The sequence below is a fragment of the Nocardia sp. NPDC051030 genome, from assembly GCF_040683015.1.
Taxonomy (GTDB): Bacteria; Actinomycetota; Actinomycetes; order Mycobacteriales; family Mycobacteriaceae; genus Nocardia.
On record NZ_JBFBCD010000011.1, the window covers coordinates 251,022 to 273,438 of the forward strand.

The 22,417-nt window shown below is 67.2% G+C and carries 23 protein-coding genes; 12 read left to right on the forward strand and 11 right to left on the reverse strand.

Going from position 1 to position 22,417, the window contains the following annotated elements:
• Positions 1-5: 5 nt before the first annotated feature.
• Entirely contained in the window at positions 6-242 is a 237-nt protein-coding gene (locus AB0N05_RS33535) for a DUF6374 family protein (protein ID WP_364701423.1), read from the reverse strand.
• A gap of 182 nt (positions 243-424) precedes the next feature.
• On the opposite strand from AB0N05_RS33535, the gene AB0N05_RS33540 reads away from it, so the two are divergent.
• From AB0N05_RS33540 to AB0N05_RS33555, 4 genes are all read left to right on the forward strand, one after another.
• Positions 425-823 carry a helix-turn-helix transcriptional regulator gene (locus AB0N05_RS33540; protein ID WP_364701425.1) on the forward strand — a complete coding sequence of 133 codons (399 nt, stop codon included), beginning with the start codon at positions 425-427 and terminating at the stop codon, positions 821-823.
• 5 nt (positions 824-828) lie between these two features.
• The gene (gene modA / locus AB0N05_RS33545; protein ID WP_364701427.1) at positions 829-1,611 is read left to right on the forward strand and encodes a molybdate ABC transporter substrate-binding protein; all 783 of its coding nucleotides are present in this window, start codon (positions 829-831) and stop codon (positions 1,609-1,611) included.
• 278 nt (positions 1,612-1,889) lie between these two features.
• Positions 1,890-2,648 (forward strand): molybdate ABC transporter permease subunit, encoded by a 759-nt coding sequence (modB, locus tag AB0N05_RS33550; protein ID WP_364701695.1) that lies wholly within the window; start codon positions 1,890-1,892, stop codon positions 2,646-2,648.
• Positions 2,645-3,694, forward strand: a complete 1,050-nt coding sequence (locus AB0N05_RS33555; protein ID WP_364701429.1) for an ABC transporter ATP-binding protein — start codon at positions 2,645-2,647, stop codon at positions 3,692-3,694. Before modB ends, AB0N05_RS33555 begins: the two co-directional genes overlap by 4 nt.
• Positions 3,695-3,892: 198 nt before the next feature.
• On the opposite strand, the gene AB0N05_RS33560 is transcribed toward AB0N05_RS33555, so the two are convergent.
• From AB0N05_RS33560 to AB0N05_RS33580, 5 genes are all read right to left on the reverse strand, one after another.
• Positions 3,893-4,207, reverse strand: coding sequence for a DUF3349 domain-containing protein (locus tag AB0N05_RS33560; protein ID WP_364701431.1), 315 nt, complete (start codon positions 4,205-4,207; stop codon positions 3,893-3,895).
• Between the two features lie 32 nt (positions 4,208-4,239).
• Entirely contained in the window at positions 4,240-4,548 is a 309-nt protein-coding gene (locus AB0N05_RS33565; protein WP_364701433.1) for a DUF3349 domain-containing protein, read from the reverse strand.
• A gap of 3 nt (positions 4,549-4,551) precedes the next feature.
• On the reverse strand, positions 4,552-4,848 hold the full coding sequence (locus AB0N05_RS33570) for a hypothetical protein (RefSeq protein ID WP_364701435.1): 297 nt from the start codon (positions 4,846-4,848) through the stop codon (positions 4,552-4,554).
• A gap of 13 nt (positions 4,849-4,861) precedes the next feature.
• Positions 4,862-6,052 carry an inorganic phosphate transporter gene (locus AB0N05_RS33575; RefSeq protein WP_364701437.1) on the reverse strand — a complete coding sequence of 397 codons (1,191 nt, stop codon included), beginning with the start codon at positions 6,050-6,052 and terminating at the stop codon, positions 4,862-4,864.
• A gap of 785 nt (positions 6,053-6,837) precedes the next feature.
• Complete coding sequence (locus AB0N05_RS33580) at positions 6,838-8,514, reverse strand: helix-turn-helix domain-containing protein (RefSeq protein WP_364701439.1); 1,677 nt, start codon at positions 8,512-8,514, stop codon at positions 6,838-6,840.
• A gap of 160 nt (positions 8,515-8,674) precedes the next feature.
• On the opposite strand from AB0N05_RS33580, the gene pruA reads away from it, so the two are divergent.
• The 3 genes from pruA (at position 8,675) to AB0N05_RS33595 (ending at position 13,087) form a co-directional block, all read left to right on the forward strand.
• The gene (pruA, locus tag AB0N05_RS33585; RefSeq protein ID WP_364701441.1) at positions 8,675-10,336 is read left to right on the forward strand and encodes an L-glutamate gamma-semialdehyde dehydrogenase; all 1,662 of its coding nucleotides are present in this window, start codon (positions 8,675-8,677) and stop codon (positions 10,334-10,336) included.
• Positions 10,336-11,295, forward strand: coding sequence for a proline dehydrogenase family protein (locus tag AB0N05_RS33590; RefSeq protein WP_364701443.1), 960 nt, complete (start codon positions 10,336-10,338; stop codon positions 11,293-11,295). The genes pruA and AB0N05_RS33590 overlap by 1 nt, the downstream gene beginning before the upstream one ends.
• Before the next feature lie 358 nt (positions 11,296-11,653).
• A complete protein-coding gene (locus AB0N05_RS33595; protein ID WP_364701445.1) occupies positions 11,654-13,087 on the forward strand; it encodes an amino acid permease in 1,434 nt (477 codons plus the stop codon).
• A 126-nt stretch (positions 13,088-13,213) separates the two neighbouring features.
• On the opposite strand, the gene AB0N05_RS33600 is transcribed toward AB0N05_RS33595, so the two are convergent.
• Positions 13,214-14,122 carry an EamA family transporter gene (locus tag AB0N05_RS33600; RefSeq protein WP_364701447.1) on the reverse strand — a complete coding sequence of 303 codons (909 nt, stop codon included), beginning with the start codon at positions 14,120-14,122 and terminating at the stop codon, positions 13,214-13,216.
• 224 nt (positions 14,123-14,346) lie between these two features.
• Between AB0N05_RS33600 and AB0N05_RS33605 the strand changes: the two genes are divergently transcribed.
• On the forward strand, positions 14,347-14,853 hold the full coding sequence (locus tag AB0N05_RS33605) for an Lrp/AsnC family transcriptional regulator (RefSeq protein WP_364701448.1): 507 nt from the start codon (positions 14,347-14,349) through the stop codon (positions 14,851-14,853).
• Between the two features lie 63 nt (positions 14,854-14,916).
• Here the strand turns inward: AB0N05_RS33605 and ald are convergent, their stop codons facing one another.
• Positions 14,917-16,023 carry an alanine dehydrogenase gene (ald, locus tag AB0N05_RS33610; protein WP_364701449.1) on the reverse strand — a complete coding sequence of 369 codons (1,107 nt, stop codon included), beginning with the start codon at positions 16,021-16,023 and terminating at the stop codon, positions 14,917-14,919.
• Between the two features lie 180 nt (positions 16,024-16,203).
• The gene (locus AB0N05_RS33615) at positions 16,204-16,512 is read right to left on the reverse strand and encodes a helix-turn-helix domain-containing protein (protein ID WP_364701451.1); all 309 of its coding nucleotides are present in this window, start codon (positions 16,510-16,512) and stop codon (positions 16,204-16,206) included.
• Between the two features lie 108 nt (positions 16,513-16,620).
• Here AB0N05_RS33615 and AB0N05_RS33620 point away from each other — a divergent pair, with 108 nt between their 5' ends.
• Together AB0N05_RS33620 and AB0N05_RS33625 are read left to right on the forward strand one after the other, a co-directional pair.
• Positions 16,621-17,508, forward strand: a complete 888-nt coding sequence (locus AB0N05_RS33620; protein WP_364701453.1) for an LLM class F420-dependent oxidoreductase — start codon at positions 16,621-16,623, stop codon at positions 17,506-17,508.
• A gap of 205 nt (positions 17,509-17,713) precedes the next feature.
• Positions 17,714-18,829, forward strand: coding sequence for a hypothetical protein (locus AB0N05_RS33625; RefSeq protein WP_364701455.1), 1,116 nt, complete (start codon positions 17,714-17,716; stop codon positions 18,827-18,829).
• Between the two features lie 57 nt (positions 18,830-18,886).
• On the opposite strand, the gene AB0N05_RS33630 is transcribed toward AB0N05_RS33625, so the two are convergent.
• Positions 18,887-20,017: a glycosyltransferase gene (locus AB0N05_RS33630; protein ID WP_364701457.1), complete on the reverse strand. Its 1,131-nt coding sequence runs from the start codon at positions 20,015-20,017 to the stop codon at positions 18,887-18,889.
• A 159-nt stretch (positions 20,018-20,176) separates the two neighbouring features.
• On the opposite strand from AB0N05_RS33630, the gene AB0N05_RS33635 reads away from it, so the two are divergent.
• A complete protein-coding gene (locus AB0N05_RS33635) occupies positions 20,177-20,998 on the forward strand; it encodes a hypothetical protein (RefSeq protein ID WP_364701459.1) in 822 nt (273 codons plus the stop codon).
• A gap of 421 nt (positions 20,999-21,419) precedes the next feature.
• Here the strand turns inward: AB0N05_RS33635 and AB0N05_RS33640 are convergent, their stop codons facing one another.
• A complete protein-coding gene (locus AB0N05_RS33640) occupies positions 21,420-21,881 on the reverse strand; it encodes a MarR family transcriptional regulator (protein WP_364701461.1) in 462 nt (153 codons plus the stop codon).
• Positions 21,882-21,963: 82 nt separating this feature from the next.
• Here AB0N05_RS33640 and AB0N05_RS33645 point away from each other — a divergent pair, with 82 nt between their 5' ends.
• Positions 21,964-22,293 (forward strand): rhodanese-like domain-containing protein, encoded by a 330-nt coding sequence (locus tag AB0N05_RS33645; RefSeq protein ID WP_364701463.1) that lies wholly within the window; start codon positions 21,964-21,966, stop codon positions 22,291-22,293.
• Positions 22,294-22,417: the final 124 nt, after the last annotated feature.

The window sequence follows — 22,417 nt, forward strand, 5'->3', positions numbered from 1 at the left end:
CTGCCTCACCGGCTCCGATAGCGCCGAGGGTCCGGGCACACCGGCCGCGTATCCGGCTGCTTACCGGGCTGCGCATCGCCGACCTGCTCGCGGTACACCCGTAGCCCGGCGGCGATCTTGCCCGCCGCATGCTCCAACTGATCGGGCGTGAGGTACTTGCCCCACGCGGCGGCGTCGAGGAGTTGTCTGCGCACCTGATCGAGGTTCGTGTGCGCCCATTCGAGGCGGGACGGTTCCGGCATGGCGGGAAATTTACCTCGAGTCGAACAAACTTTCGATAGTAGGCGGGGGGTCCGACAGACTTCGGAGGACAGCCTCGTCGCCGCCGGTGTGGAGGATCGTCCAGGATCGCGGATCGTGTGGTTCGGCGTTTTCGGAGACTTCGGGGTTTGCGGTCCGCAGATCGGGCAATATGCTCCTCGCTGTGACGAATCTGCGGATCAGTGAGGTGGCCGCGCTCATGGGGGTCAGCGATGACACGGTGCGGCGCTGGATCGACCAGGGCCGCTTGACCGCGATCCAGCTCGAGAACGGGCGCAAGGGTGTCAGCGGGCGGGAGGTGGCCGAGTTTTTGCGGGCCACGGCCGAAACTCCCGAACCCGGCGTGACAGTGGCCGCGTCCGCGCGCAATCGCATGCGCGGGATCGTGACGCGGATCGTCAAGGACACCGTGATGGCACAGGTGGAGATGCAGGCCGGGCCGTTCCGGCTGGTCTCGCTGCTGAGCCGGGAATCGGTCGATGAGCTCGGGCTCGAGGTCGGCAGCATTGCCGTCGCGTCCGTCAAGTCCACCCATGTAGTGGTCGAGGTACCGGAAAGTTGATGAGAATGAGAATGATTCGCGCGCTGAGCGTGGGCGCCGCCGCACTGGTCGCGGTCTCGGTCGCGGGCTGTGGCTCCGATGACGCCAAGTCCGCCCCGGCGGGCGACAAGCTCTCCGGCACGGTGACGGTCTTCGCCGCCGCCTCGCTCACCGAGACATTCACCATGCTCGGCAAGCAGTTCGAGGCCGCGCATCCGGGCGTCAAGGTGGTCTACAGCTTCGGCGCGAGTTCCGCACTGGCAGAACAGATCAAACAGGGCGCCCCCGCCGACGTCTTCGCCTCCGCCGCACCCAAGAATATGCAGCAGGTCGTGGACGCGGGCGATATCACCGGCAGCCCCGCCACTTTCGTGCACAACCGCCTGGAAATCGCTGTCCCCAAGGGTAATCCGGGACACGTCACCGGCCTGGCGGACTTCGGCAAGGCCGAACCCAAGATCGCGCTGTGCGCCGAGCAGGTGCCCTGTGGCGCCGCGGCCAAGACGGTCTTCGAGACCGCCGGAATCACCCCGCAGCCCGACACCCGCGAGCAGGACGTCAAGGCCGTGCTCACCAAGGTGACCCTCGGCGAGGTCGACGCCGCGCTGGTCTACAAGACCGATGTGAAGGCCGCGGGCGACAAGGTCGAGGGCATCGAGTTCCCCGAGTCCGCCAAGGCCGTCAACGACTACCCGATCGCCCCGCTCGCCAAGGCCCCCAATGCCGCCGCGGCGACCGCTTTCGTCGACTTCATCAAGTCCGACCAGGCCAAGACCGTCTTCACCCAGGCAGGATTCGACGCGGCGTGAATGACCTACCGCGCGGGGACGACAGCCCGCTGCCCAATATCCCAGTAGGGACCGGGCAGCGGACCGATTCCCCGCGCGGAAGCAGCCCCGCACTCGAAGCTCAACGCGCCGTGGGTGGCTCACAGGAGACCGAACCTTCTCCCGATGCTCAGCGCACAGCGGGGAAGTCGCGTGAGGTCATGCCTGCAGGCTCGCTCGGTGCAGTGCGCCGGGGTGGCCGTAGGAGTGCGGGCTTCGCCCGGCGGCGTGCGGTTCGTGGGCGGCGGCCGCTCATTCTCATGGTCCCCGCGATCGGCGGCCTGATTTTTCTGGTCGGGCCGCTGATCGGGCTGCTCACGCGGGCACCCTGGGAGACGCTGCCGGATCGGCTGTTCAGTGCCGAAGTCGGTCAGGCGCTGCGGCTTTCGCTGGTGTGCGCCACGTCGGCGACGGTTATTTGTCTGGTGCTGGGGATTCCGCTGGCGTGGTTGCTGGCGCGGGCGGAATTGCCTGGGCGCGGATTGATTCGGGCGTTGGTGACGGTGCCGCTGGTGTTGCCGCCGGTGGTGGGTGGTGTGGCGCTGCTGCTGGTGCTCGGGCGGCGGGGGCTGGTGGGGCGGCATTTGTATGAATGGTTCGGGGTTTCGCTGCCGTTCACTACTGCGGGGGTGGTGGTGGCTGAGGCTTTCGTGGCCATGCCGTTTCTGGTGATCTCGGTCGAGGGGGCGTTGCGCGCGGCGGATCCGCGATTCGAGGAGGCGGCGTCGACGCTGGGTGCCTCGCGTTGGTATACCTTCCGGCGGGTCACGTTGCCTTCGGTATTGCCGGGAGTCGTTGCGGGGTCGGTGTTGTGCTGGGCTCGCGCGCTGGGGGAGTTCGGCGCGACCATCACCTTCGCGGGTAATTTCCCCGGTAGGACCACGACGATGCCGCTGGCCGTGTATCTCGCACTGGAAACCGATCCGGATGCCGCGATCGTGCTCAGCCTGGTGTTGCTGCTGGTCTCGGTGGTGGTGTTGGTGGCCCTGCGGGAGCGCTGGATTCGAGGTGCGGTGTGACGCTGCACGCCGAATTGCGGATCGACCGTGGACGATTCGCGCTCGACCTCGACTTCACCTCCGCGCCGGGCGAGGTGATCGCGCTGCTCGGCCCGAATGGGGCGGGCAAGACCACCGCATTGCGGGCGCTCGCGGGTCTCACGCCGTTGACCGAGGGCACCATCCGGCTCGGTGAAACCACGTGGGACGCACCCCCTTCGGTATTCCTGCCGCCCGAGCGCCGTTCGGCCGGGGTCGTGTTCCAGGATTATCTGCTCTTCGCGCACCTGTCCGCGCTCGACAATGTCGCCTTCGGCCTGCGTGCGCGTGGCGAGCGCCGCCCGGCCGCCCGCGCCCGCGCCGCGCACTGGCTGGACCGAGTCGGCCTGTCCGACTTCGCGAATGACCGCCCCCGCCAGCTCTCCGGCGGCCAAGCCCAGCGTGTCGCGCTCGCCCGCGCGCTGGCCACCGAGCCGCAACTGCTGCTGCTCGATGAACCCTTGTCGGCCCTGGACGCGGGCACCCGGCTCCAGGTGCGCGCCGACCTCGCCCATCATCTGCGCGATTACACCGGCCACACCGTGCTTGTCACCCACGACCCGCTCGATGCGATGGTGCTGGCCGATCGCCTGATCATTCTCGAGAACGGCAAGGTCGTCCAACAGGGGCCGCCCGCCGAGATCGCCCGTCGCCCCCGCTCGGACTATGTCGCGAACCTGGTGGGCCTCAACCTGTATCGCGGCAAGGCCGACGGCACCCACGTCACCCTCGAGGACGGTGGCGTGCTCACCGTCTCCGACCCCGCCACCGGCCCGGTGTACGCGGCCTTCCCGCCCACCGCGGTCAGCTTGCACGCGGACCGGCCCGATGGCAGCCCCCGAAACACCTGGCCCGTCACCGTCATCGGCCTCGAGCAGTACGCCAACACCACCCGCGTCCGCCTGGACGGCCTACCCCCGGTCTCGGCGGACATCACGACGGCCGCGGTGGCCGACTTGCGTCTACACCCCGGCGCACGCCTGTGGGCGTCGCTCAAGGCCACCGAAATCCACACCTACCCGGCCTGATTCCTGGCCCCCGGGTGTGGGCTACCGCCCGGCGGGATCACTGCTGGGAGGCGAGCACCGCGCATCGCTCCCACTCGACCTGACCGAATTCGACTCAGTCCGCGCCTTCGACACGAACGCCCGGCCTACTCACCGTCCTGCCCAGGACAGGCCACCGAATCCACACCTACCGGCCCGATTCGACACGCGCACGCCGCACTATTGGCCGTCGTGCCCGGGCCAGCTGTCATCGATCGGCCATCCGCCCGCGCGCAGTTGCGCCCGCACGCGGGCCAGGTCGGCTTCGCGGGGCATCTCGTCGGTCAACTGGGTGATGATCACTCCGACATCGGCCTTGTCCGCGGGCAGCGACCCCTGTTGGACCAGTGCGGCGGCAATCTGCCGCACGTCGTCCTCGGAGAGCCGCCGCGCCAGGAGTGCGACGAGCGGGACATAGTCGGTGTCCGGCACGCCCTGCGGGTACCCGGCCCGCAACCACTCGACCACCTTGCCGAGGAAATCCGATAGCGCCATCGATACGGGGTTCCCTTGTGTGAGTTCGGGTTTCAGATATCGGAGGGATGGGCGAGCGGCCAGCCGCCGGAGGCCAGGCGCGCGGCGACCCGGTTCACATCGTCCTCGCCCGCCTTCTCATGCGCGAGAGCGGCGATCGCCGCCTCGATCTCGCCGCGTTCCACCACCCCGTCGGTGTCGGCCGCGACGAGTTCTTCGAAGATCTCCATGACCTCCTGGTCGGTGAGCCTGCGGTGCAGGACCGCGAACAGCGCCACATAGTCCTCACGCGGGACACCGTGCGGATACCCCGCGCGCAACCAGTGCAGGATCGTGGCAAGTATCGAGCGGTTCGTCGTCATGGCTCACTTCTTCTTGGGTTTCGCGCCCAGCAACTGGATGTCGAAAGTGTGGCTGATGAAATCCCTGGCGACATAGAGGATTCCGACCCCGACGACAATCGCCACGACCGCGAAGCACAGGTAGGCGACGAGTTGCGGCACCGAGTAACGCGTGGTGACCGCTCGCCCGTCGGCCGTCGCGGGTTCCATGGACCAGAACCGGATGCCGATCGCGAAGATCAGCGGCACTCCCACGCCCAGGACGAGGGCGATCGCCATGACCTCGGCGAGAGATTTCACGAGGGCGGTGAAGGTATGCATGGCAGGGGCCTCCTCAAGCCGACGCGCCGGTCTTGGTGCGGGCGCTCGGCGGGGTCAGCCCGCCCTCGTCCCATTCGGCATTCACATTGCTGGTGTCGACCGGGCTGCGCCGCGACCGCAGATACATGTACGCGGACAGGGCCACCAGGACCGAGAAGTCGATCAGCACGCCGAGCAGCCCGCCCGCGAGATCCGCGATCCACCAGCACAATGCGCCCACCAACCCGGCAAGGGGCAGGGTGAACAGCCACGCGGTGGCCATGCGGCCCATGACGCCCCAGCGGACCTCCGCACCCGGCTTGCCGAGTCCGGTGCCGAGAATCGACCCGGTCGCGGTCTGCGTGGTCGAGAGCGGCAGGCCGAACTGCGCCGAGGTGAGAATGATGGCGGCCGACGAGGTCTCGGCCGCGAAGCCTTGCGGCGAGTCGATCTCGACCAGGCCCTTGCCGAGGGTGCGGATGATGCGCCACCCGCCCAGGTACGTGCCCGCGGCAATCGCCAGCGCGCAACAGACCTTGACCCACAACGGAATGTCCTCGGTGCCTTGGAAGGTGCCGTGCGCGACGAGCGCCATGAAGATGACGCCCATGGTCTTCTGCGCGTCATTGGTGCCGTGCGCGAGCGAGACCAGCGAGGCCGAACCGATCTGGCCCCAGCGAAAACCGGTCTGCACCTTGTCCGGCCGGGCCCGGCGGGTCAGCCGGTACACCAGGTAGGTGCCCAGCCCCGCGACCAGGGCCGCGACGAACGGTGCCAGCACCGCCGGAACGATGATCTTGTTGATCACCCCCGTCTTCTGATCCCCGGTCCAGAGGACGCCACTGGTCCCCAGCGCGGCCAGCGCCGCACCGATCAGACCACCGAACAAGGCATGGGAGGAACTCGACGGAATACCGAAGAGCCAGGTGAAAAGATTCCACAGGATCCCGCCCACCAAACCCGCGAACACTATGTGCAGCAGGGCCATATGGTGAACGTTCCCGATACTGAGCAGCCCACCGGAGACGGTCTTGGCCACTTCGACGGACAGGAATGCGCCGACAAGATTCAGCACGGCCGAAAGCGCTACTGCCACACGGGGAGTCAGTGCGCCGGTGGCGATAGACGTGGCCATCGCATTCGCGGTGTCGTGAAAGCCGTTGGTGAAATCGAAAGCCAATGCGGTGAATATCACGATCAGGAGAACAATAACCTCGGAGCTCACCGCTTCAGTGTCAGGCGTCCGCGCACGGCCGGGCCGCGCCCCAATGTCTATTCACTGGTTGTTCAACCGCTGGATTTCGCGCCGTGTCCAGAAAATGACCAGCCGCTGCGAGGACATACGGAGAATCATGCGTCGGCGCGATATGTTCGTTCATGCTCCCGGGCCTGGGAGCCGGTCGACGAGGAAGCAGGAGTGCGATGCACTGGGATCAGATGACCGCCACGACTGACGACCTACGCAGGCGGGCGACGCGACTCGGACGCGGCATCGGGCAGCTCGGCGTGCTGGAGTCCATTATCGACTCCGCCGACGGCCCGTGGCTCGGCACCATGGACGCCGACGGCCGCGGCACCGCGGAACTGCGCATGCACCTCGCCGGTCGCTATCGACTCCTGGCCGTGGTGACCAGCGCGGGAAAACTCAGCCTCGTGCAAATGACCGCCCCCACCGAAGAACAGGGCGGCGAACGAGTCCTGGCCCTCAAGGCCGCAGCGCGTAAGGGCTGGGATTCCACCCCCATGCCCAAGCAGCCCGACTGGCTCGAATACGTCGTCGAATGGGTCGAGAACGCCAGCTATGACGTGGACCGCCGAGCCGTCATCCGCTGGCGACTACGCGGGGCCGACGTGGACCTGGCCGCCATGGACGACACCATCGAAAGCCTGCGCGCCAGCCTGCGAGAGCGTGAACTACTGCGCGACAAGCTGGCCGCCGAGGTCGCGGCCCTGCGCGCCGAGCTCGAATCCCTCGGCGAAGTCAAGCGCCCCAGACTCGAATCCGTCGATTCACCCGAGGTGGGCCGGTTCGTCGGCGTGGCTCTCGGTGCGGCGACGGAGCGCGAGCTGGAGCTCGAGCAGCAGCCGGTCGGCGGGATCGGCGAGGTCGATGCCGGTGATGTGCTCGACCCGGCGGATGCGGTAGCGCAGCGTATTGGGATGGATCCGCAGCGCCTCGGCGGCGGCACGGACATCCCCGTGCCGGTGGAGATAGGTTTCGACGCTGGCCCCGAGGTCGGCGGAATGGTCCCGGTCGTAGCCGAGGAGCGCGGTGAGGCGCGGATCCTGGAGTTCCGGCCGCGCACCGAGCAGGTCGAGAATCTCCCCGAGCAGGACCGCGGTCCGGGATTCGGCGAGGGTGGTGACCCGGCCCCGGGGATAGGTGGCGGCGGTGCTGTCCAGGACACGGTCGACTTCGACGCGGGCGCGGGCGACCTCGGTGAGGTCGGCGACGGGGATGGCAATGGCGGCACGCAGCCGTAGCGAGCGGGTCGATTCGAGCTGCTCGACCAGCTGGCGGGTCCACGCGGTCACCGCCCGGGCGGACTGATAGCGGGGGAGCAGCACATAGGCGCGGTCACCGATCACGGTAGCCAGGGAATCGCGGCGGAAAGCGCTGGCGTGCAGGCGCATTGTGCTTCCGAGCGCCGAATACTGTTGATTGCCGGGGGAATCGGCGGTGAGCGCGAACCCGATCACCGCCGCCGGGCCGGTCATGGGGATATTGAGAGCGCTGGCCAGGGACGGCACGTCCACTCCGCCCCCGCGCGCGCCGAACAGGCGTTGAATCACCAGCGCTTCGGTGGAGGGCGCGTCGAGATTACGGGAGATGATGCGTGCGGCAATGGCCGCCGCACCCCGAAGCACTTCCGCCGCAGCGGGTTTGAACGGCCGGTCACCCTCTTGCAGCCAGATCGAGCCGAGCACCGTCGAGGTGGGATGGCTTCCCTCGCCGGGGCGTCGAATGCTCACCACCAGACGATGTTTGATATCCAGATCCTCATGCGGCGGCAGATCGATGACCTCGTCGGTCTGGCGTAATCGGTCGAATACGCCCCACTGCTGGAGGACTCGCAGATATTCGCGCGGCCCTTCGCGACCGAGAATCGACTGAATGCGCAGCCGATCGGCGGCCTCATTGGAGGCCGAATAGGCCAGCACATGCGATTGCGGATCCTCGATGCTCACCATGCCGCCCGCGTTCTGCGCCACGATCCGGGCCAGGCCGAACAGGTCGGTATCGGTGGTGAGCAGCTCCTGATCCTCGCCCTCCCACGCCCGCCGCGAGCGATCGAGCATGCGCTGGGTCAGCGGATAGACGTGATCCCAGCGCGCCTGCGGATGCACCGCCACCACCGCGACCCCGGCCCGGTGCGCGGCCCGGCGCAGGGCGGGGGATTCGAGCGCGGTCTTGGACAGCATCGCGCGCGGGCGCTGCGCCGACGGACGCTTGGCGATCTCGCGCAACCATCGCACGGCCTCGGACTCGGCGATCCCCACATGCAGATACATATCCGGCAGGGGCGAACGCGAATCCTGCTCCAGCGCCAGATCCGAGCTCTCCACCAGCGCCACCGAGCGAATGGCGACGCCGTCCCCGCCCGGAGCGTCCACGAGTTCGACCAGCGTGCTGCCCAGCGCGCCCAATAGTTCGCGCAATGCGATTCCCGAATCCTCAGCGGCCATTCGTCACGCCTCCGCTTTCCGACCCGGCTGCCAGCTTCAGCCGACCGTACAACACCGGCACAGGTACTTTGGCCGATCGGCTCAATCTCGGCGGCGCGATCCGGAGTTGACTTCGAGCCAATCGACATGTGACCCGACCCACAAGTCCATAGGAGGACGCATGGACGCCATCACCACCCCGCCGCGCCCGGTGAACGAACCGGTCGGCAGCTTCGCGCCGGGGAGCCCGGAACGGGCTCGGCTGCAAGCAAAACTGGCCGAACTCGAGGCAACGCCGACCGAGATCCACCATGTCATCGGCGGCAAGCATCGGCGCGGGACCGGTTCCCTCGTCGAAGTGGTGCAGCCGCACCGGCATTCGGCCGTCCTCGGCACACTCACCTACGCCGGGCCGCAGGACGTGCGCGACGCCATCGAGGCCGCCGCGAGCGCCGCGCCCGAATGGCGGGCCATGTCCTTCGAGGATCGCGCGGCGGTATTCCTGCGTGCGGCCGATCTGCTGTCCGGGCCGTGGCGCGAAACCATTGCCGCCGCAACCATGCTCGGTCAGTCCAAGACCGCCTATCAGGCCGAGATCGACGCGCCCTGCGAGCTGATCGACTTCTGGCGTTTCAATGTGGCCTTCGCCCGCGACATCCTCGCCGAACAGCCCATCTCCACACCCGGGGTGTGGAACCGAGTGGAGTACCGCCCCCTCGAAGGCTTCGTCTACGCGATCACGCCCTTCAATTTCACCGCCATCGCGGGCAATCTGCCCACCGCGCCCGCGCTCATGGGCAATACGGTGCTGTGGAAGCCCTCACCGACCCAGGCGGTCGCCGCGTACTGGACCATGAAACTGCTCGAAGCCGCGGGACTGCCGCCCGGCGTGATCAACCTGGTGCACGGTCCCGGGCCGAAGATCTCCGATGTGGCGCTGGCGGACCGACGGCTGGCGGGCATTCATTTCACCGGTTCCACCAAAACCTTTCAGCATCTGTGGCGCTCGGTCGCGACGAATATCTCCGACTACGACACCTACCCGCGCCTGGTCGGCGAGACCGGCGGCAAGGATTTCGTCCTCGCGCACAGCTCGGCCGATCCGCAGGTGCTGACCACCGCCCTGATTCGCGGCGCGTTCGACTATCAGGGCCAGAAGTGCTCGGCCGCCTCCCGCGCGTTCGTCGCGAAATCGGTGTGGGAGAAGATGTCCGGCGACTTCATCGACAAGGTCTCGGCGCTCACCTACGGCGATGTCCGCGATTTCACGAATTATGGTGGGGCGCTGATCGATCAGCGCGCCTTCGACCGCAATGCCGAGGCGCTCACCCGCGCCAAGGCCACCTCCGGCCTCACCATCCTCGCCGGGGGCAAGGCCGATGACAGCGTCGGCTACTTCGTCGAACCCACCGTGCTGCTCGGCGACGACCCCACCGATGAGGCCTTCCGCACCGAATACTTCGGCCCCATCCTGGCCGTGCACGTCTACGACGACGCCACCCCGGACGGTTTCGAGAAGGTCCTGGACCTGGTCGACAAGGGTTCCCCCTACGGCCTGACCGGTGCGGTCATCGCCGACGACCGCACCGCCATCACCCGCGCCACCGAGCGGCTGCGCTTCGCCGCCGGGAACTTCTACATCAATGACAAGCCCACGGGCGCGGTGGTCGGCCAGCAGCCCTTCGGCGGTTCGCGCGCCTCGGGCACCAATGACAAGGCCGGATCCCCGCAGAACCTGCTGCGCTGGACCTCCGCCCGCACCATCAAGGAAACCTTCGTCCCGCCGACCGAGCACCTGTACCCCCACCAGGGCAGCGCCGCAATCGAATCGGAGGATCGCTGATGTTCACCACCGTGCTGCGCCCCGCACTGCTGTCCGCGTCCCGCTCGCCACGCGTGCAACGCAAGGTCACCGCCATGTCCTCGACCCGGAAACTGGTGGACCGCTTCGTCGCCGGAGAATCCGAGGCGCACGCGGCCGCCGCCACCCGCTCGCTGCTGGAATCGAACCGCTTCGTCAGCATCGACTTTCTGGGCGAGGACACCACCGATATCTCCCAAGCCCAGGCGACGGTGGCGCACTACCTGGACCTCTTGCGCACCCTGGGGGAGTTGCACGACTCCACGGGATCGATACGCCCGCTGGAGGTTTCACTCAAACTCTCCGCGCTGGGCCAGTCCCTGCCCAAGGACGGCGACGCCATCGCCCGCGAGCACGCCCACCAGATCTGCACCGCCGCCGCGGTCGCCGGAATCTGGGTCACCGTCGACGCCGAGGACCACACCACCACCGATTCCACCCTCGGCATCGTCCACGACCTGCGCGCCGACTTCCCCTGGCTGGGCACGGTCCTGCAGGCATACCTGCACCGCACCGAAACCGACTGCCTCGACCTCTCGGGCCCGGGCTCACGAATCCGCCTGTGCAAGGGCGCATATCGCGAACCGTCCGCCGTCGCCTACCAAACCCGCGCCGAGGTCGACAATTCCTACCTGCGCTGCCTCGACATCCTCATGCACGGTCACGGCTACCCCATGGTCGCCACCCACGATCCGGCCATGATCGCCGCCGCCCACCGCAGCGCCCTCGCCGCCGAACGCCTGCCCGACCGCTTCGAATTCCAAATGCTCTACGGCATCCGCGACGCCGAACAACAACGCCTGGTCGCCGACGGCCAGCACCTGCGCGTCTACGTCCCCTACGGCGACCAGTGGTACGGCTACTTCATGCGCCGCCTCGCCGAACGCCCCGCCAACCTGGCCTTCTTCCTGCGCTCCCTGCGCCCGGGCGCGCGGCGGTAGTCGGGTCCGGCGTCCTGCCATGAGGGGCAGGACGCCCGAGCAAATCAGGGTTGGAGGCGAACCCCCTGAGCTCTCAGGGGGTGTGGGGGCGAAGCCCCCGGGACTCCGCGTCAGCGGTTTCCTCCCACCCGGGGTGTGGGGGCGAAGCCCCCGCGGTTTCGAGGGGGTTCGGGGGCGGAGCCCCTGAGAGTCCCGAGAGTTGGGCCCTCCGCTTCGGCCGGTCGTACAAACCTTCTGAACTTTATTTAACTAATCAGCCGATCACAGGCTCACCCGTGGTCGTATTAGCTGAGCCAGCTCGAGTGTGACCTGCGTTACTGCATCGACGCCGGAACGCAGAGGAACGAAAGGATGCCGCATGTCCATTGCGGAGTTGCGCAGCCAGATATTGCGCCGCAAACCCATCACCGACCTGGAGGAAGGCACTCCCGCCGATCAGCAGTTGGCGAGACACCTCGGACTCTGGCAGCTCACCGCCATCGGCGTGGGCGGCATTATCGGCGCGGGCATCTTCTCGCTGGCCGGATCGGTCGCCAATAAGACCACCGGGCCCGCGGTGCTGATTTCGTTCCTCATCGCCGGTGTGGCCAGCGCGTGCGCGGCGCTGTGCTACGCCGAATTCGCGGGCATGGTGCCCAAGGCCGGATCGGCCTACACCTACGGGTATGTGTCCATGGGCGAGCTGGCGGGCTGGTTCATCGGCTGGGATCTGCTGCTCGAATACACGGCCGTGGCGGCGGTGGTCGCCATCGGCGTGTCGGGCTACTTCAACTTCCTGCTCGATCAGGTCGGAATAGACCTGCCGCACTGGATGCTCGGTGCCTCGGGCACCGGGGACGGGCATCGGGTCGATGTGTTCGCCATGCTGTTCTGTCTCGGCACCGCATGGGTGCTCTCGCGCGGAATCAAGAGCGTGGGCCGGTTCGAGACGGTGTTCGTCGCGGTCAAGGTCGCGGTGGTGCTGCTGATCATCGGGCTGGGCGTCTTCCATATCAATAGCGCCAATTACGACCCGTACTTCCCGCACGGCACGGCCGCGGTGTGGACGGGTGCGGCGACGGTGTTCTTCGCGGTCTTCGGCTATGACGCCATGAGTACCGCGGCCGAGGAGTCGGTCGAGGCGAAAAAGCATCTGCCCAAGGCGATTCTGTACTCGCTCGGCATCGCCATGGTGCTCTATGTGCTGGCGACCCTGGTGCTCACCGGTATGCAGAAGTACAGCGATATCAACCCGACCAGCGGCTTCTCCAGCGCGTTCAAGTCCGTCGGCATGCCGAATATCGCGAATGTCATCGCGATCGGCGCGATCATCGGCATCGCGACCGTGGTGCTGGCCTTCATGCTGGCCGTGACCCGCGTCTGGTACGCCATGAGCCGTGACGGGCTGCTGCCCGGCTGGTTCGCCAAAACCCATCCCACACGCAAGGTTCCGACCCGCGTGACCTGGATCGTCGGCGTCGGTTCCGCGATCCTGGCGGGCCTGCTGCCGATCAATACCGTTGCCGAGCTGACCAATATCGGCATTCTGATGGCCTTCATCGTGGTCAGCATCGCGGTCATCGTGCTGCGCTACTCCCGGCCCGAGGAACCCCGCGAATTCCGCATGCCGATCATGCCGGTGATCCCGATCGTCGGCATCGGATTCTCCATCTACCTGATCTGGTCGCTGCCGTGGGAGACCTGGGTGCGGTTCGTGGCGTGGCTGCTGGTCGGGTTCGTCGTCTACTTCGGTTACTCGCGCACGCACTCCAAGCTCGAAGGCACCAATCCGGTGCTGCTCGAAAAGGGCTGATGCTGCTCGAACAATGGCTCGGCCGAAAGCGCTGAGCCGCACAGACTCCGGGGAGCGGACCCGACGCCACCTCTCCTCGGATCGGCTGGGTGGGTGGGCCTTCGTGCCACCCACCCAGCCGCCGCGTCACTCCCGCGTCGGCACGGTGAGCAAGACCAGCGCCGCCGCCAGCACCGCCATTCCGCACCAGGACATCAGCGGCAGCCGCTCACCGACCACCACCACGCCCAGCACGGCCGCGACTGCGGATTCGGTGAGGGTCAGCGTGGTCGCCGTGGCAATACCGGTGTGCCGCAAGCCATATCCGAACAGGGTGTAAGCGATGAACGTGGTGAACACCGCCAGATGCAATGCCACCGCCGCGCCGCGCGGGGTCACCAGCCAGCCGATGCCCGCACCGAGCACCACCGGCAACACCAGCACGGCAGCCATGCCGAACATGGAGCCCATCACCGTGCCCGAGGCATGCCCCCGGGCGATCAGCTTGCCGCCGACGAGCGAATAGACCGCATAGGCGAGCCCGCCACACGCCGCGAGCGCAATGCCGACGAGATCGACAGGCCTGGCACCACCGCTGATCTCAGGACCGAGAACTAGTACCGCACAACCGGTTACAGCGACCATGGTCGCCAGCACCCAACGTGCGGTCGGCCTCCCGTGTCCGGTGATCCAGGACAGCAATCCGGCGAACACCGGTGCACTCCCCAGGGCGATCACAGTGGCCACCGCGACCCCGCTGCGCGCCACCGCCGGATAGAACGTGACCGGATATCCCGCGACCGCACACGCGCCGAGCAGCAGCAACCACCGCTCGGATCGCGTGCATTTGAGCCGATTACCGCGAGTGGAGGCGAACAGCAGCAACCCGCCGAGCGCGAGCCCCGCGGATCCGATTGCGGCCGCGGGTGTCCCGTCCGGTGCGAACGAGGCAGCGGTGCCCGTGCTGCCCCACAGCACCGAGGCCACCAGAATGGGTGCGGGCCCCCGCCAGGTCTTGGCGGGTGAGAGGGATTGGGTAAGAGTCTGATTCGGCACAGCCGTGTACTCCGTCGTCGAATTCCGAAGGGGGAAGGAATCGAAACGGGCGCACGACGAATCCGGACTGTCCTCGAAAAGAGTCAGCCGGAGCGCGAAACAAATATCAGCCGATGCGCCCGATCAGGCGGCCGGCGGCGGCGTAACGGTGTGCCAGTAGGTACCCACGCGACGATGGTATCCGACTCGACAATCGGCCGAACAATATTCGATACAGTCCTACCGTGACGAAAATTCCTTCGGCCGCACCCCCACCACCGCGAACCCCCGCCCCGATCGACGACATCGACCGTCTCCTGCTGGACCAGCTGGCCCACGACGGCCGCATGACCAATAACGCCCTGGCCGCCGCCGCGGGCATAGCCCCCTCCACCTGCCTGGGCAGGGTCCGTTCCCTCATCGAACGAGGCGTGATCCGAGGCTTCCATGCCGACATAGACCCCGCGGCCCTGGGCCGCGACCTCCAAGCCATGGTCGCGGTCCGCCTCCATGCCGAAGCTCGTAAGCACCTGGCCGAATTCGGCTCCCAGATGACCGCCCTGCCCGAAGTAGAAAATGTCTACTTCATCGCAGGCGCGGACGACTACCTGGTGCACGTGGCCACCGCCAACTCCGCGGGCCTGCGAGACTTCGTCCTGCGAAACCTGAGCGCCCACCCGGCGGTCGCGTCGACCGAGACCATCCTCATCTTCGAACACGTCCGTCCCGGTAGCGCCCGCCCCACGGCCTGAGGCCCTCGGAAGCAGAACGCACCCCTTCCGAATAGAAGGGGTGCGAACTCGTGCGGGCAGGTGTCAGGCGACCAGGCTGCGAGCCGCGTAACCGTGTGCGGCGGCGACGGATTCGGAGAGCAGGACGCCCTCGTGGGTGCTCAGGCCCGCGGCCAGGCCGGGATCGGCGTCGACCGCGGCGCGCCAGCCCTTGTCCGCCAACGCGATGGCGTAGGGGAGGGTCGCGTTGGTGAGAGCGACCGTGGAGGTGTGCGGGACCGCGCCGGGCATATTGGCCACGCAGTAGAAGATCGAGTCGTGGACCCGATAGGTCGGGTCGGCGTGGGTGGTCGGGTGCGAGTCTTCGAAGCAGCCGCCCTGGTCGATGGCGATATCGACCAGCACCGAGCCGGACTTCATCTGGGCGACAAGGTCATTGGAGACCAGGGTGGGCGCCTTGGCGCCGGGGACCAGGACCGCGCCGATGACGAGATCGGCCTCGCGGACCAGGTTTTCCAGCTCCAGCTTGTTGGACATGACCGTGCGCACCTGGCCGTGGTAGAGGTCGTCGATCTCGCGCAGGCGGGCGATGTTCAGGTCCAGGACGGTGACGTCGGCGTGCATGCCGTGGGCGACGGCGATGGCATTGCGGCCGGAGACGCCCGCGCCGATGACGACGACCTTGGCGGGGCGCACGCCGGGAACGCCGCCCATGAGGACGCCGCGGCCGCCGCCATTGCGCATCAGGTGGTAGGAACCGGCTTGGGGCGCAAGGCGTCCGGCGACCTCGCTCATGGGGGCGAGCAGGGGGAGCGAGCCGTCGCGCGCGGTGACCGTCTCGTAGGCGATCGAGGTGATGCCGGAGCTCAGCAGGGCGTCGGTGCAGTCCTTGGAGGCGGCCAGGTGCAGGTACGTGAACAGGACCTGCCCGGAGCGCATGCGCGAATACTCCTCGGCGACCGGCTCTTTCACCTTCAGGACCAGGTCGGCGGTGCCCCAGACCTCGTCGGCGGAGCCCAGCACCCGCGCACCGGCGTAGGTGTAGGACGTGTCCTCGAAGGTGGAGCCCACGCCCGCGCCGGTCTCGATATAGGCCTCGTGCCCGCGCGCCACCAGTTCGTGCACACCGGCCGGTGTGCAGGCGACCCGGTACTCGTGGTTCTTGACCTCGCGGGGGATTCCGATCTTCATTTCACACTCCTGAGCATCGTCTCGAATGGATTCGGCGCGCGCTGCCGCTTCGGAAGTGAGTATGAAGATTATGCGAGATCAATGCCACATTGCTGAAGATAATTCTTTGAGCAGTAAGTTCATTGCTCACATCATCGAAATCGAGGAGTCTGTGAGTGGTGTCACCGAAGCATCTTCGGGTCAGGGTCGCGGCTCGCGCAGGATCAGATCGAGCAATCCGGGGAAGCGTTCGTCGAGCTCTTCGCGGCGCAGTCGATTCATCCGGCGCGGCCCCGCATCGCGCTGTTCGATGAGTCCCGCGTCGCGCAGCACGGCGAAGTGATGACTCAAGGTCGCCTTGCCGACGGTCACATTGAACGTCCCGCACGCGCGTTCGTTCTCGTCGACGGCGAGCTCATGCACGATCTGGAAGCGCACCGGATCGGCGAGTGCCGCGAGCACGGTGTGCAGCGAGGCGTCCTTCGGGTGGGTATGGGTCAGCGTGCGCATGGCGGGCGGACACCTCCAAGTGTTTGATGGTCATCGAACACTCTGCTATTGTTCGATCCTGAACGAACAGTCTAGCCGCGTGCGGCAGTCAGTGAGAGAAGGCTCGAGATGACGATCGACATCGGACGCGTGGGAATCTGGGCGGCGTCCTTCGTCTGGGCGAAGGCGGGATCGGACACCGGCACGGTCGCGGCCGAATTGGATGAACTCGGCTACGGCACCACCTGGGTCGGCAATGAGGGCGGCGACCTGAACGTGGTGTCGGCCGTGCTGGACGGCAGTCGGCGCATGACGGTCGCCAGCGGCATCGTCAATATTTGGAACAATCCCGCCGGAGCCCTCGCCACCCGATACGCGGAAATCGCTGCGCAGCACCCGAATCGGGCGCTGCTGGGCATCGGTAACAGCCATGCTCCCGCGGTGGATCCCACCTCCGGGACGCGCTATGAGAAGCCGTTCAGCAAGACCGTGGACTACCTCGACCAGCTCGACGCCGCCGCGCTGCCCACCGAGAACCGCATCCTGGCCGCGCTCGGACCGAAGATGCTGGCCCTGGCCGGACAGCGCAGCCTGGGCGCGCACCCGTTCCTGACCACGCCCGATCACACCGCCACCGCGCGCGAGATCCTCGGTGAGGGCCCGCTGCTCGCGCCGGAACAAAAAGTGGTTCTGGAAACCGACCCGGCCAAGGCGCGCGCCATCGCCCGCGGCAATATCGCCTACTATCTCGCGCTGCCCAACTACACCAACAACCTCCTGCGACTCGGATTCACCGCCGACGACTTCGGCAATGGCGGCAGCGACCGCCTGGTCGACTACCTCGTCGCCTGGGGCGATGCGGACACCATCCGCAAGCGCGTGCACGAACACCTGGACGCCGGAGCCGATCACGTCGCGGTCGCGGTGCTCATCGAGGGCATGGTGCACGCCACCCCGGACAGCTGGCAGCTCCCGCGCGCCCAGTGGCGTGAGCTGGCACCGGCACTGCTCGACTGACCCGCCGATCACCCGCGCGATCGCAGATCCCGATTCCGCGACTGGCACCGGGATCGAGGCGCCTCGAATGGGGCAGATGACCGATGGCGGGCCGCCAGTCACGGGGGCTAGCTTAAGCCCGTAGTGAAACGGGCACGCACCGTTGGTGATTCGTGTCGAGAATGGCCGTATCCGATAGGAATGCGCTGCGCTGGAGGGTGCCCAGATGAATGACGTATTGCTCACTCCGCCCGATGCGGCCGAGGTCGAACTGCTGGCGCGCGGGGTGGTGGCCGCGGCCGCGGGGGAGGAGGGGCTGACGCCGTTGCAGCAGTTGCTGATTCCGGCGCTGTTCCTGTCGATGACCGGGCATCGGGTGGAGCTCGAGACGCTGACGCCGATCAGTGCGGCCGAGTGCGCGCAGGGTCTGTCGCGGCGTAATCAGGTGTTCCGGTCGCGGATCGTGCAGACCATGCTGCTCTCGGCGCTCGTGGTGCGGCCGCTGCCGCCGCTGGTCGCGACCAAGCTGCGCGAATTCGCCGACGCGCTGGGCGTGGACGACGACATGATCGCGGTGGCGCAGAGTTACGCCGAAGGCGCGGTGGATCTGGCGGCGGTGGACTTCGCACGCAATGGGTATCTGGGCGGGCTCGACGTGAGTCGGCTCAGCGCGCTGCACACCACGGAACTGGACAGCTCGTGGGGCGAGGTCACCCATGACCCCGGATTGGCCGGGCGCTGGGCGCAATTGCGCGACCTGCCGGTCGGCACGCTCGGGCGCGGGGTGGCGGACTTCTATCGCGACCGCGGGTTCGTCACGCCCGGCCTGGAGGGTTCCGCGCCACCGCTGCTCGCCCAGCACGATTGGGTCCATGTGCTGGCCGGTTACGGCACAACTCTGGAGAACGAGATCGAGGTGTTCGCGTTCATGGCGCGCGCCAATGACGATCCGCGCGCCTTCAGCCTGCTCGCCATGGTGATCTCGCTGTTCGAGACGGGGTATCTGCGCACCGGCGCGGGCCTGTTCGAAGCCAATGAGGGCCATCTGCAATCGACGGGCATGGCGGGGCGCCTGGCCGATGCCATGCGGCGCGGGGCGCTCACCCAGGGCAGCCACGACTTCCTCGACCTGGACTGGTTCACCCTCGCCGATCGTCCGATCACGGTGGTGCGCAATGAGATCGGACTGGTGCCCAAGACCGATACGGCGGTCGCCGCCGGATCGGTCGGGCCGTGGCAGCCCGGCGGCATCACCCCGTATCAGCTGAATTCGGCACGTACCGCGGCCGAAACCGAGGGCCGTGATTATCTCCCGTGGCAGCCCGACCCGACTCGCGACTGACCAACGGGTGACTGCGGCGCACCGGACCCCCACAGCAATCCGTTGCGCCGCAGTCGTTTACGCCGAGCCCAGCAGCCCCAGCATGCTCGACACCGCGGCGGGCCACGTGAATTGCTCGGCTCGGCTACGCGCGGCCTGACGGCGTGCATCGGTGGGACGTGCGAGCACATCGGTGACGGCCTCGGCGAAGGCCGCGGCACGATCGGCCGCGACCGCGCCACAGTCGGCGGTGACGATATCGGCCAGGGCCGAGGATCGACTGGCCACCACCGGGGTGCCCGCGGCCAGGGCCTCGAGGGCGGCCAGTCCGAAGGTCTCGTGCGGGCCGGGTGCGAGGGACACGTCCGCCGTGGCCAGCAGGGTCGCCAATTCGGTTCGGTCGTCGATGAATCCGGTGAAGTGCACGGCGGGCAATCCCGCCCGCAGCGGCGGAATGCCGCGCGCCCGCCGCTCCAGGTTCTCGCGGCGCGGCCCGTCACCGGCGACCACCAGCCGGGCATCGACCCCGCTGCGGCGCAGTGCGCTCACCGCCTCGATGCTGCGATCCACCCGCTTCTCCACCGACAACCGGCCACAGTGCACCAGCAGCGGGTAGCCGTCGGCCCCCAGATCGGTACGCAGGCGCAGGTTCTGGCGGTCCGGCCGGAACATGTCCAGGTCCACCCCCAGCGGCACCAGTTCGACATTCGGCACATCGATGCGCTGGAACTCCGCGCGCGCGAATTCTGTTGTGCAGACCACGATGTCGTAGTTCTGCGCAGTCCGGCGATTGGCGGCGTCGGCGGCCCGGCGCGCGGCCGGTCCGGGCAGCACCTGCCCGAGCAGCCGGTCCAGGCGCTCATGGGAGATCATCACCCCGGCGATATCGTGCCGCCGCGCCCACCGTCCGAAGCCACGCAATGTCAACCGATCCGACACCTCGAGCACATCCGGGCGCAGGCCCCGCAGCACATCCGCGACCCGGCGCGGATGAGCCGCCCGATAGCCGCCGGTCCACGGAATCGCCGGAGCGGGCACCGTGATCCGCACGACCCCGGATGGCAATATCTCCTCGCCGCGCCGTGGACCAGGCACGATCAGCACCACCTCATGCCCCGCCTCGACATACCCCGCGCCGAGATGATGCAGTGCGGTGCGCAGCCCCCCGGAGCGCGGACCATAGAAATTAGCCAGCTGAACTATGCGCACGCGCTGATCGTCCAGGGCACGGGGTGCCCCTCAGCGCCCCCACCCCCAACATCGCGTGAACTCCGGCATAAGACCCGGGAAACCGCCTCGTCGGCGCGTATTGCCCGCCGAGCTCTCCGAAACTGTCGTGCAGGCGGTTTCGTCGCTATGGTCGTGCGCATGATCAAGATCGTCGCGCGCAATGCCGGTGCGCTGGCCGCCGTGGCCGCGTGCACCCTGGTGGCCGGCTGTGGCCTCACCGACGACCAGGTCGGCATCCCCGACACGGATTCACCCAAGCCGCGAGCCACGACATCCGCACCCGCACAAGCGAGTTCGACCGTGAACGCACAGCCGGTCCCGGCGACGACCAGTGCGGCCCCGGCCGTGAACGTGACGATCGGCGAGGTCCCCGGCAATCCGAACGCCGCCACCGCGCTGCAGCCGTGGGCGCGCGACCTGCTCGCCGGTGACCTCGAGGCGCTGGTCCGCAAATGCTGGACCATCGACCCCGACAATGCGCGGGACATGTACGCCGACCAGGACGGCATCCTCGCCGCCCTCGCCCAGCCCGGTATCGACGGCCAGTTCGCGGTCATCTGGAAGGGCCCCGCGCAGACGGTCAGCGTCAAGCGCACCGAGATCACCTCCGGATACGCCTGCCCCCGGGTCGCCGCGGCCGGAACCACCATCGGCTTCAATGACGCCGACGCCCGATACACGGTGCAGCGCTACCTGTCCCGCTGGATCGGCAAACCGGTGAACGCGAACGACACCGAAGGCAAATACCCTCTGGTCTGCGCCGGTTCCACCCTCGCGAACAACCCCGGAAAACTCACCGGGACCACCGCATTCGCCGCCTCCCAGATGACCTCGGAAAAGATCAGCCGCTCCGATGTCGAAGTATCGGTCCCGGTGACCAACTCCTCAGGCGTATCGCAGCCAACGACTTTCAGCCTGACCGTCGGCTCGGAAGGCTACTGCGTCAACGACATCCAATAGCTGCCGACTGCAGCGCAGCTGGGTTAATCGAATAGCACATACAGCAAAAATCGGCCGCGGAACCCAGAGGGGTTCCGCGGCCGGTTTCGGTCGTGTCGGCTGCGACTAGCGGCCGAACGAGCCGGTGAAGAGCGTGTTCAGGATGCCGGTGAGGGCCGCGCTGCCGGTGGCGGAACCCAGGTCGATGATCGAGCTACCCAAAGGGATCATGTCTGACTGCCTCTTTCGTTCGATACGTTCTGTTTACAAGACACAACGTATCGACCTTGATACGACCCAGCAAGGCACTGAAGCGGGAATCAGCTCGAGCGTATTTGTCGAGCAAAATGGCATCCAACAGTGTAAACATGCGCCTCACCACCGTCTTGACGGTTATCCGGAGGCGAGACCTCCTGTCTCATCTGTGATACATTGCACGTCATTATTGGAACGTAGGTGACGGTAATTCTTCCGGCCCCAGCACCTTGCGCAGAGCGCTCGCGACGGCCGCCAGTTCGCCCGGATCGAGCCGCGCGGCGAACCTTCGCTCGATCCCCGCGAGGTATCGCGGCGCGGCCTCGCGGAACTTCGCCCGCCCGGCCTCGGTAATGGCGACGAATGCCGAACGCCCGTCGTCGGGATTGGATTCGCGCCGGACCAGGCCGTGCGATTCGAGTTCGGTGACCAGTCGGCTCACTCGGGTGCGGCTCAAGACGACGCGCTCACCGAGGTCGCTCATGCGCAGCCGATCGAGACCATCGAGTTCCAGCAGCACGTCATACCAAGCGAGCGGGATGCCGACGCTGCGGCGCAGGTCGGCATCGAGCGCGGGCACCACCTGGGCGTGCACCCGCAGCAGTGCGGACCAGGCGGCGGCCGGGGAGTCATTGCGGGAGTGCGGCATCGGACCAGTGTAACCATTTGCGTGCGCGCGCACGCATCTAGTAGCGTGTGCACGCACGCAAATTTCGGAGAAAGGCAATCCCATGACTGCACTGATCACCCGCGATGAACTCGAGCAGCAGATCAAGGCGGGCACGGTGACGGTGATCGACGCTCTCGGCGGCGAGTACTACGCCAAGGCCCACCTGCCCGGCGCGCTCGAACTCGTCGAAAGCGATGTGGAAACCCGGGCCGCGCAACTGCTCCCGGACCGCACCGCGGCCATCGTCACCTACTGCTCCAATGCCGCCTGCGGCAACAGCCAGCAGGTGGCCACCAAGCTGGAAGCCCTGGGCTACACCAATGTCCGCAAGTACCGTGAAGGCATCCAGGATTGGAGCGAGGCGGGCCTGACCGTCGAGTCCGGTCACTGAGCCCGGCGGTACCGCACCGAGCGTCGGGGCGCGGGGGAACCCCCCGGCCCCCCCCCCCAAACCAAACGCCCGCCCCAGGGGCCCCCCCCCATAATATTTTTTAACAATGTTTTATTAAAAAAGT

Bases quoted from the DNA above. Each gene is read 5' to 3' on its own strand.
- AB0N05_RS33535 (WP_364701423.1), bottom strand. From the start codon at position 242: ATGCCGGAACCGTCCCGCCTCGAATGGGCGCACACGAACCTCGATCAG.
- modA (WP_364701427.1), top strand. From the start codon at position 829: ATGAGAATGATTCGCGCGCTGAGCGTGGGCGCCGCCGCACTGGTCGCG.
- modB (WP_364701695.1), top strand. From the start codon at position 1,890: ATGGTCCCCGCGATCGGCGGCCTGATTTTTCTGGTCGGGCCGCTGATC.
- AB0N05_RS33560 (WP_364701431.1), bottom strand. From the start codon at position 4,207: ATGGCGCTATCGGATTTCCTCGGCAAGGTGGTCGAGTGGTTGCGGGCC.
- AB0N05_RS33565 (WP_364701433.1), bottom strand. From the start codon at position 4,548: ATGACGACGAACCGCTCGATACTTGCCACGATCCTGCACTGGTTGCGC.
- AB0N05_RS33570 (WP_364701435.1), bottom strand. From the start codon at position 4,848: ATGCATACCTTCACCGCCCTCGTGAAATCTCTCGCCGAGGTCATGGCG.
- AB0N05_RS33580 (WP_364701439.1), bottom strand. From the start codon at position 8,514: ATGGCCGCTGAGGATTCGGGAATCGCATTGCGCGAACTATTGGGCGCG.
- pruA (WP_364701441.1), top strand. From the start codon at position 8,675: ATGGACGCCATCACCACCCCGCCGCGCCCGGTGAACGAACCGGTCGGC.
- AB0N05_RS33590 (WP_364701443.1), top strand. From the start codon at position 10,336: ATGTTCACCACCGTGCTGCGCCCCGCACTGCTGTCCGCGTCCCGCTCG.
- AB0N05_RS33595 (WP_364701445.1), top strand. From the start codon at position 11,654: ATGTCCATTGCGGAGTTGCGCAGCCAGATATTGCGCCGCAAACCCATC.
- ald (WP_364701449.1), bottom strand. From the start codon at position 16,023: ATGAAGATCGGAATCCCCCGCGAGGTCAAGAACCACGAGTACCGGGTC.
- AB0N05_RS33615 (WP_364701451.1), bottom strand. From the start codon at position 16,512: ATGCGCACGCTGACCCATACCCACCCGAAGGACGCCTCGCTGCACACC.
- AB0N05_RS33620 (WP_364701453.1), top strand. From the start codon at position 16,621: ATGACGATCGACATCGGACGCGTGGGAATCTGGGCGGCGTCCTTCGTC.
- AB0N05_RS33625 (WP_364701455.1), top strand. From the start codon at position 17,714: ATGAATGACGTATTGCTCACTCCGCCCGATGCGGCCGAGGTCGAACTG.
- AB0N05_RS33635 (WP_364701459.1), top strand. From the start codon at position 20,177: ATGATCAAGATCGTCGCGCGCAATGCCGGTGCGCTGGCCGCCGTGGCC.
- AB0N05_RS33640 (WP_364701461.1), bottom strand. From the start codon at position 21,881: ATGCCGCACTCCCGCAATGACTCCCCGGCCGCCGCCTGGTCCGCACTG.
- AB0N05_RS33645 (WP_364701463.1), top strand. From the start codon at position 21,964: ATGACTGCACTGATCACCCGCGATGAACTCGAGCAGCAGATCAAGGCG.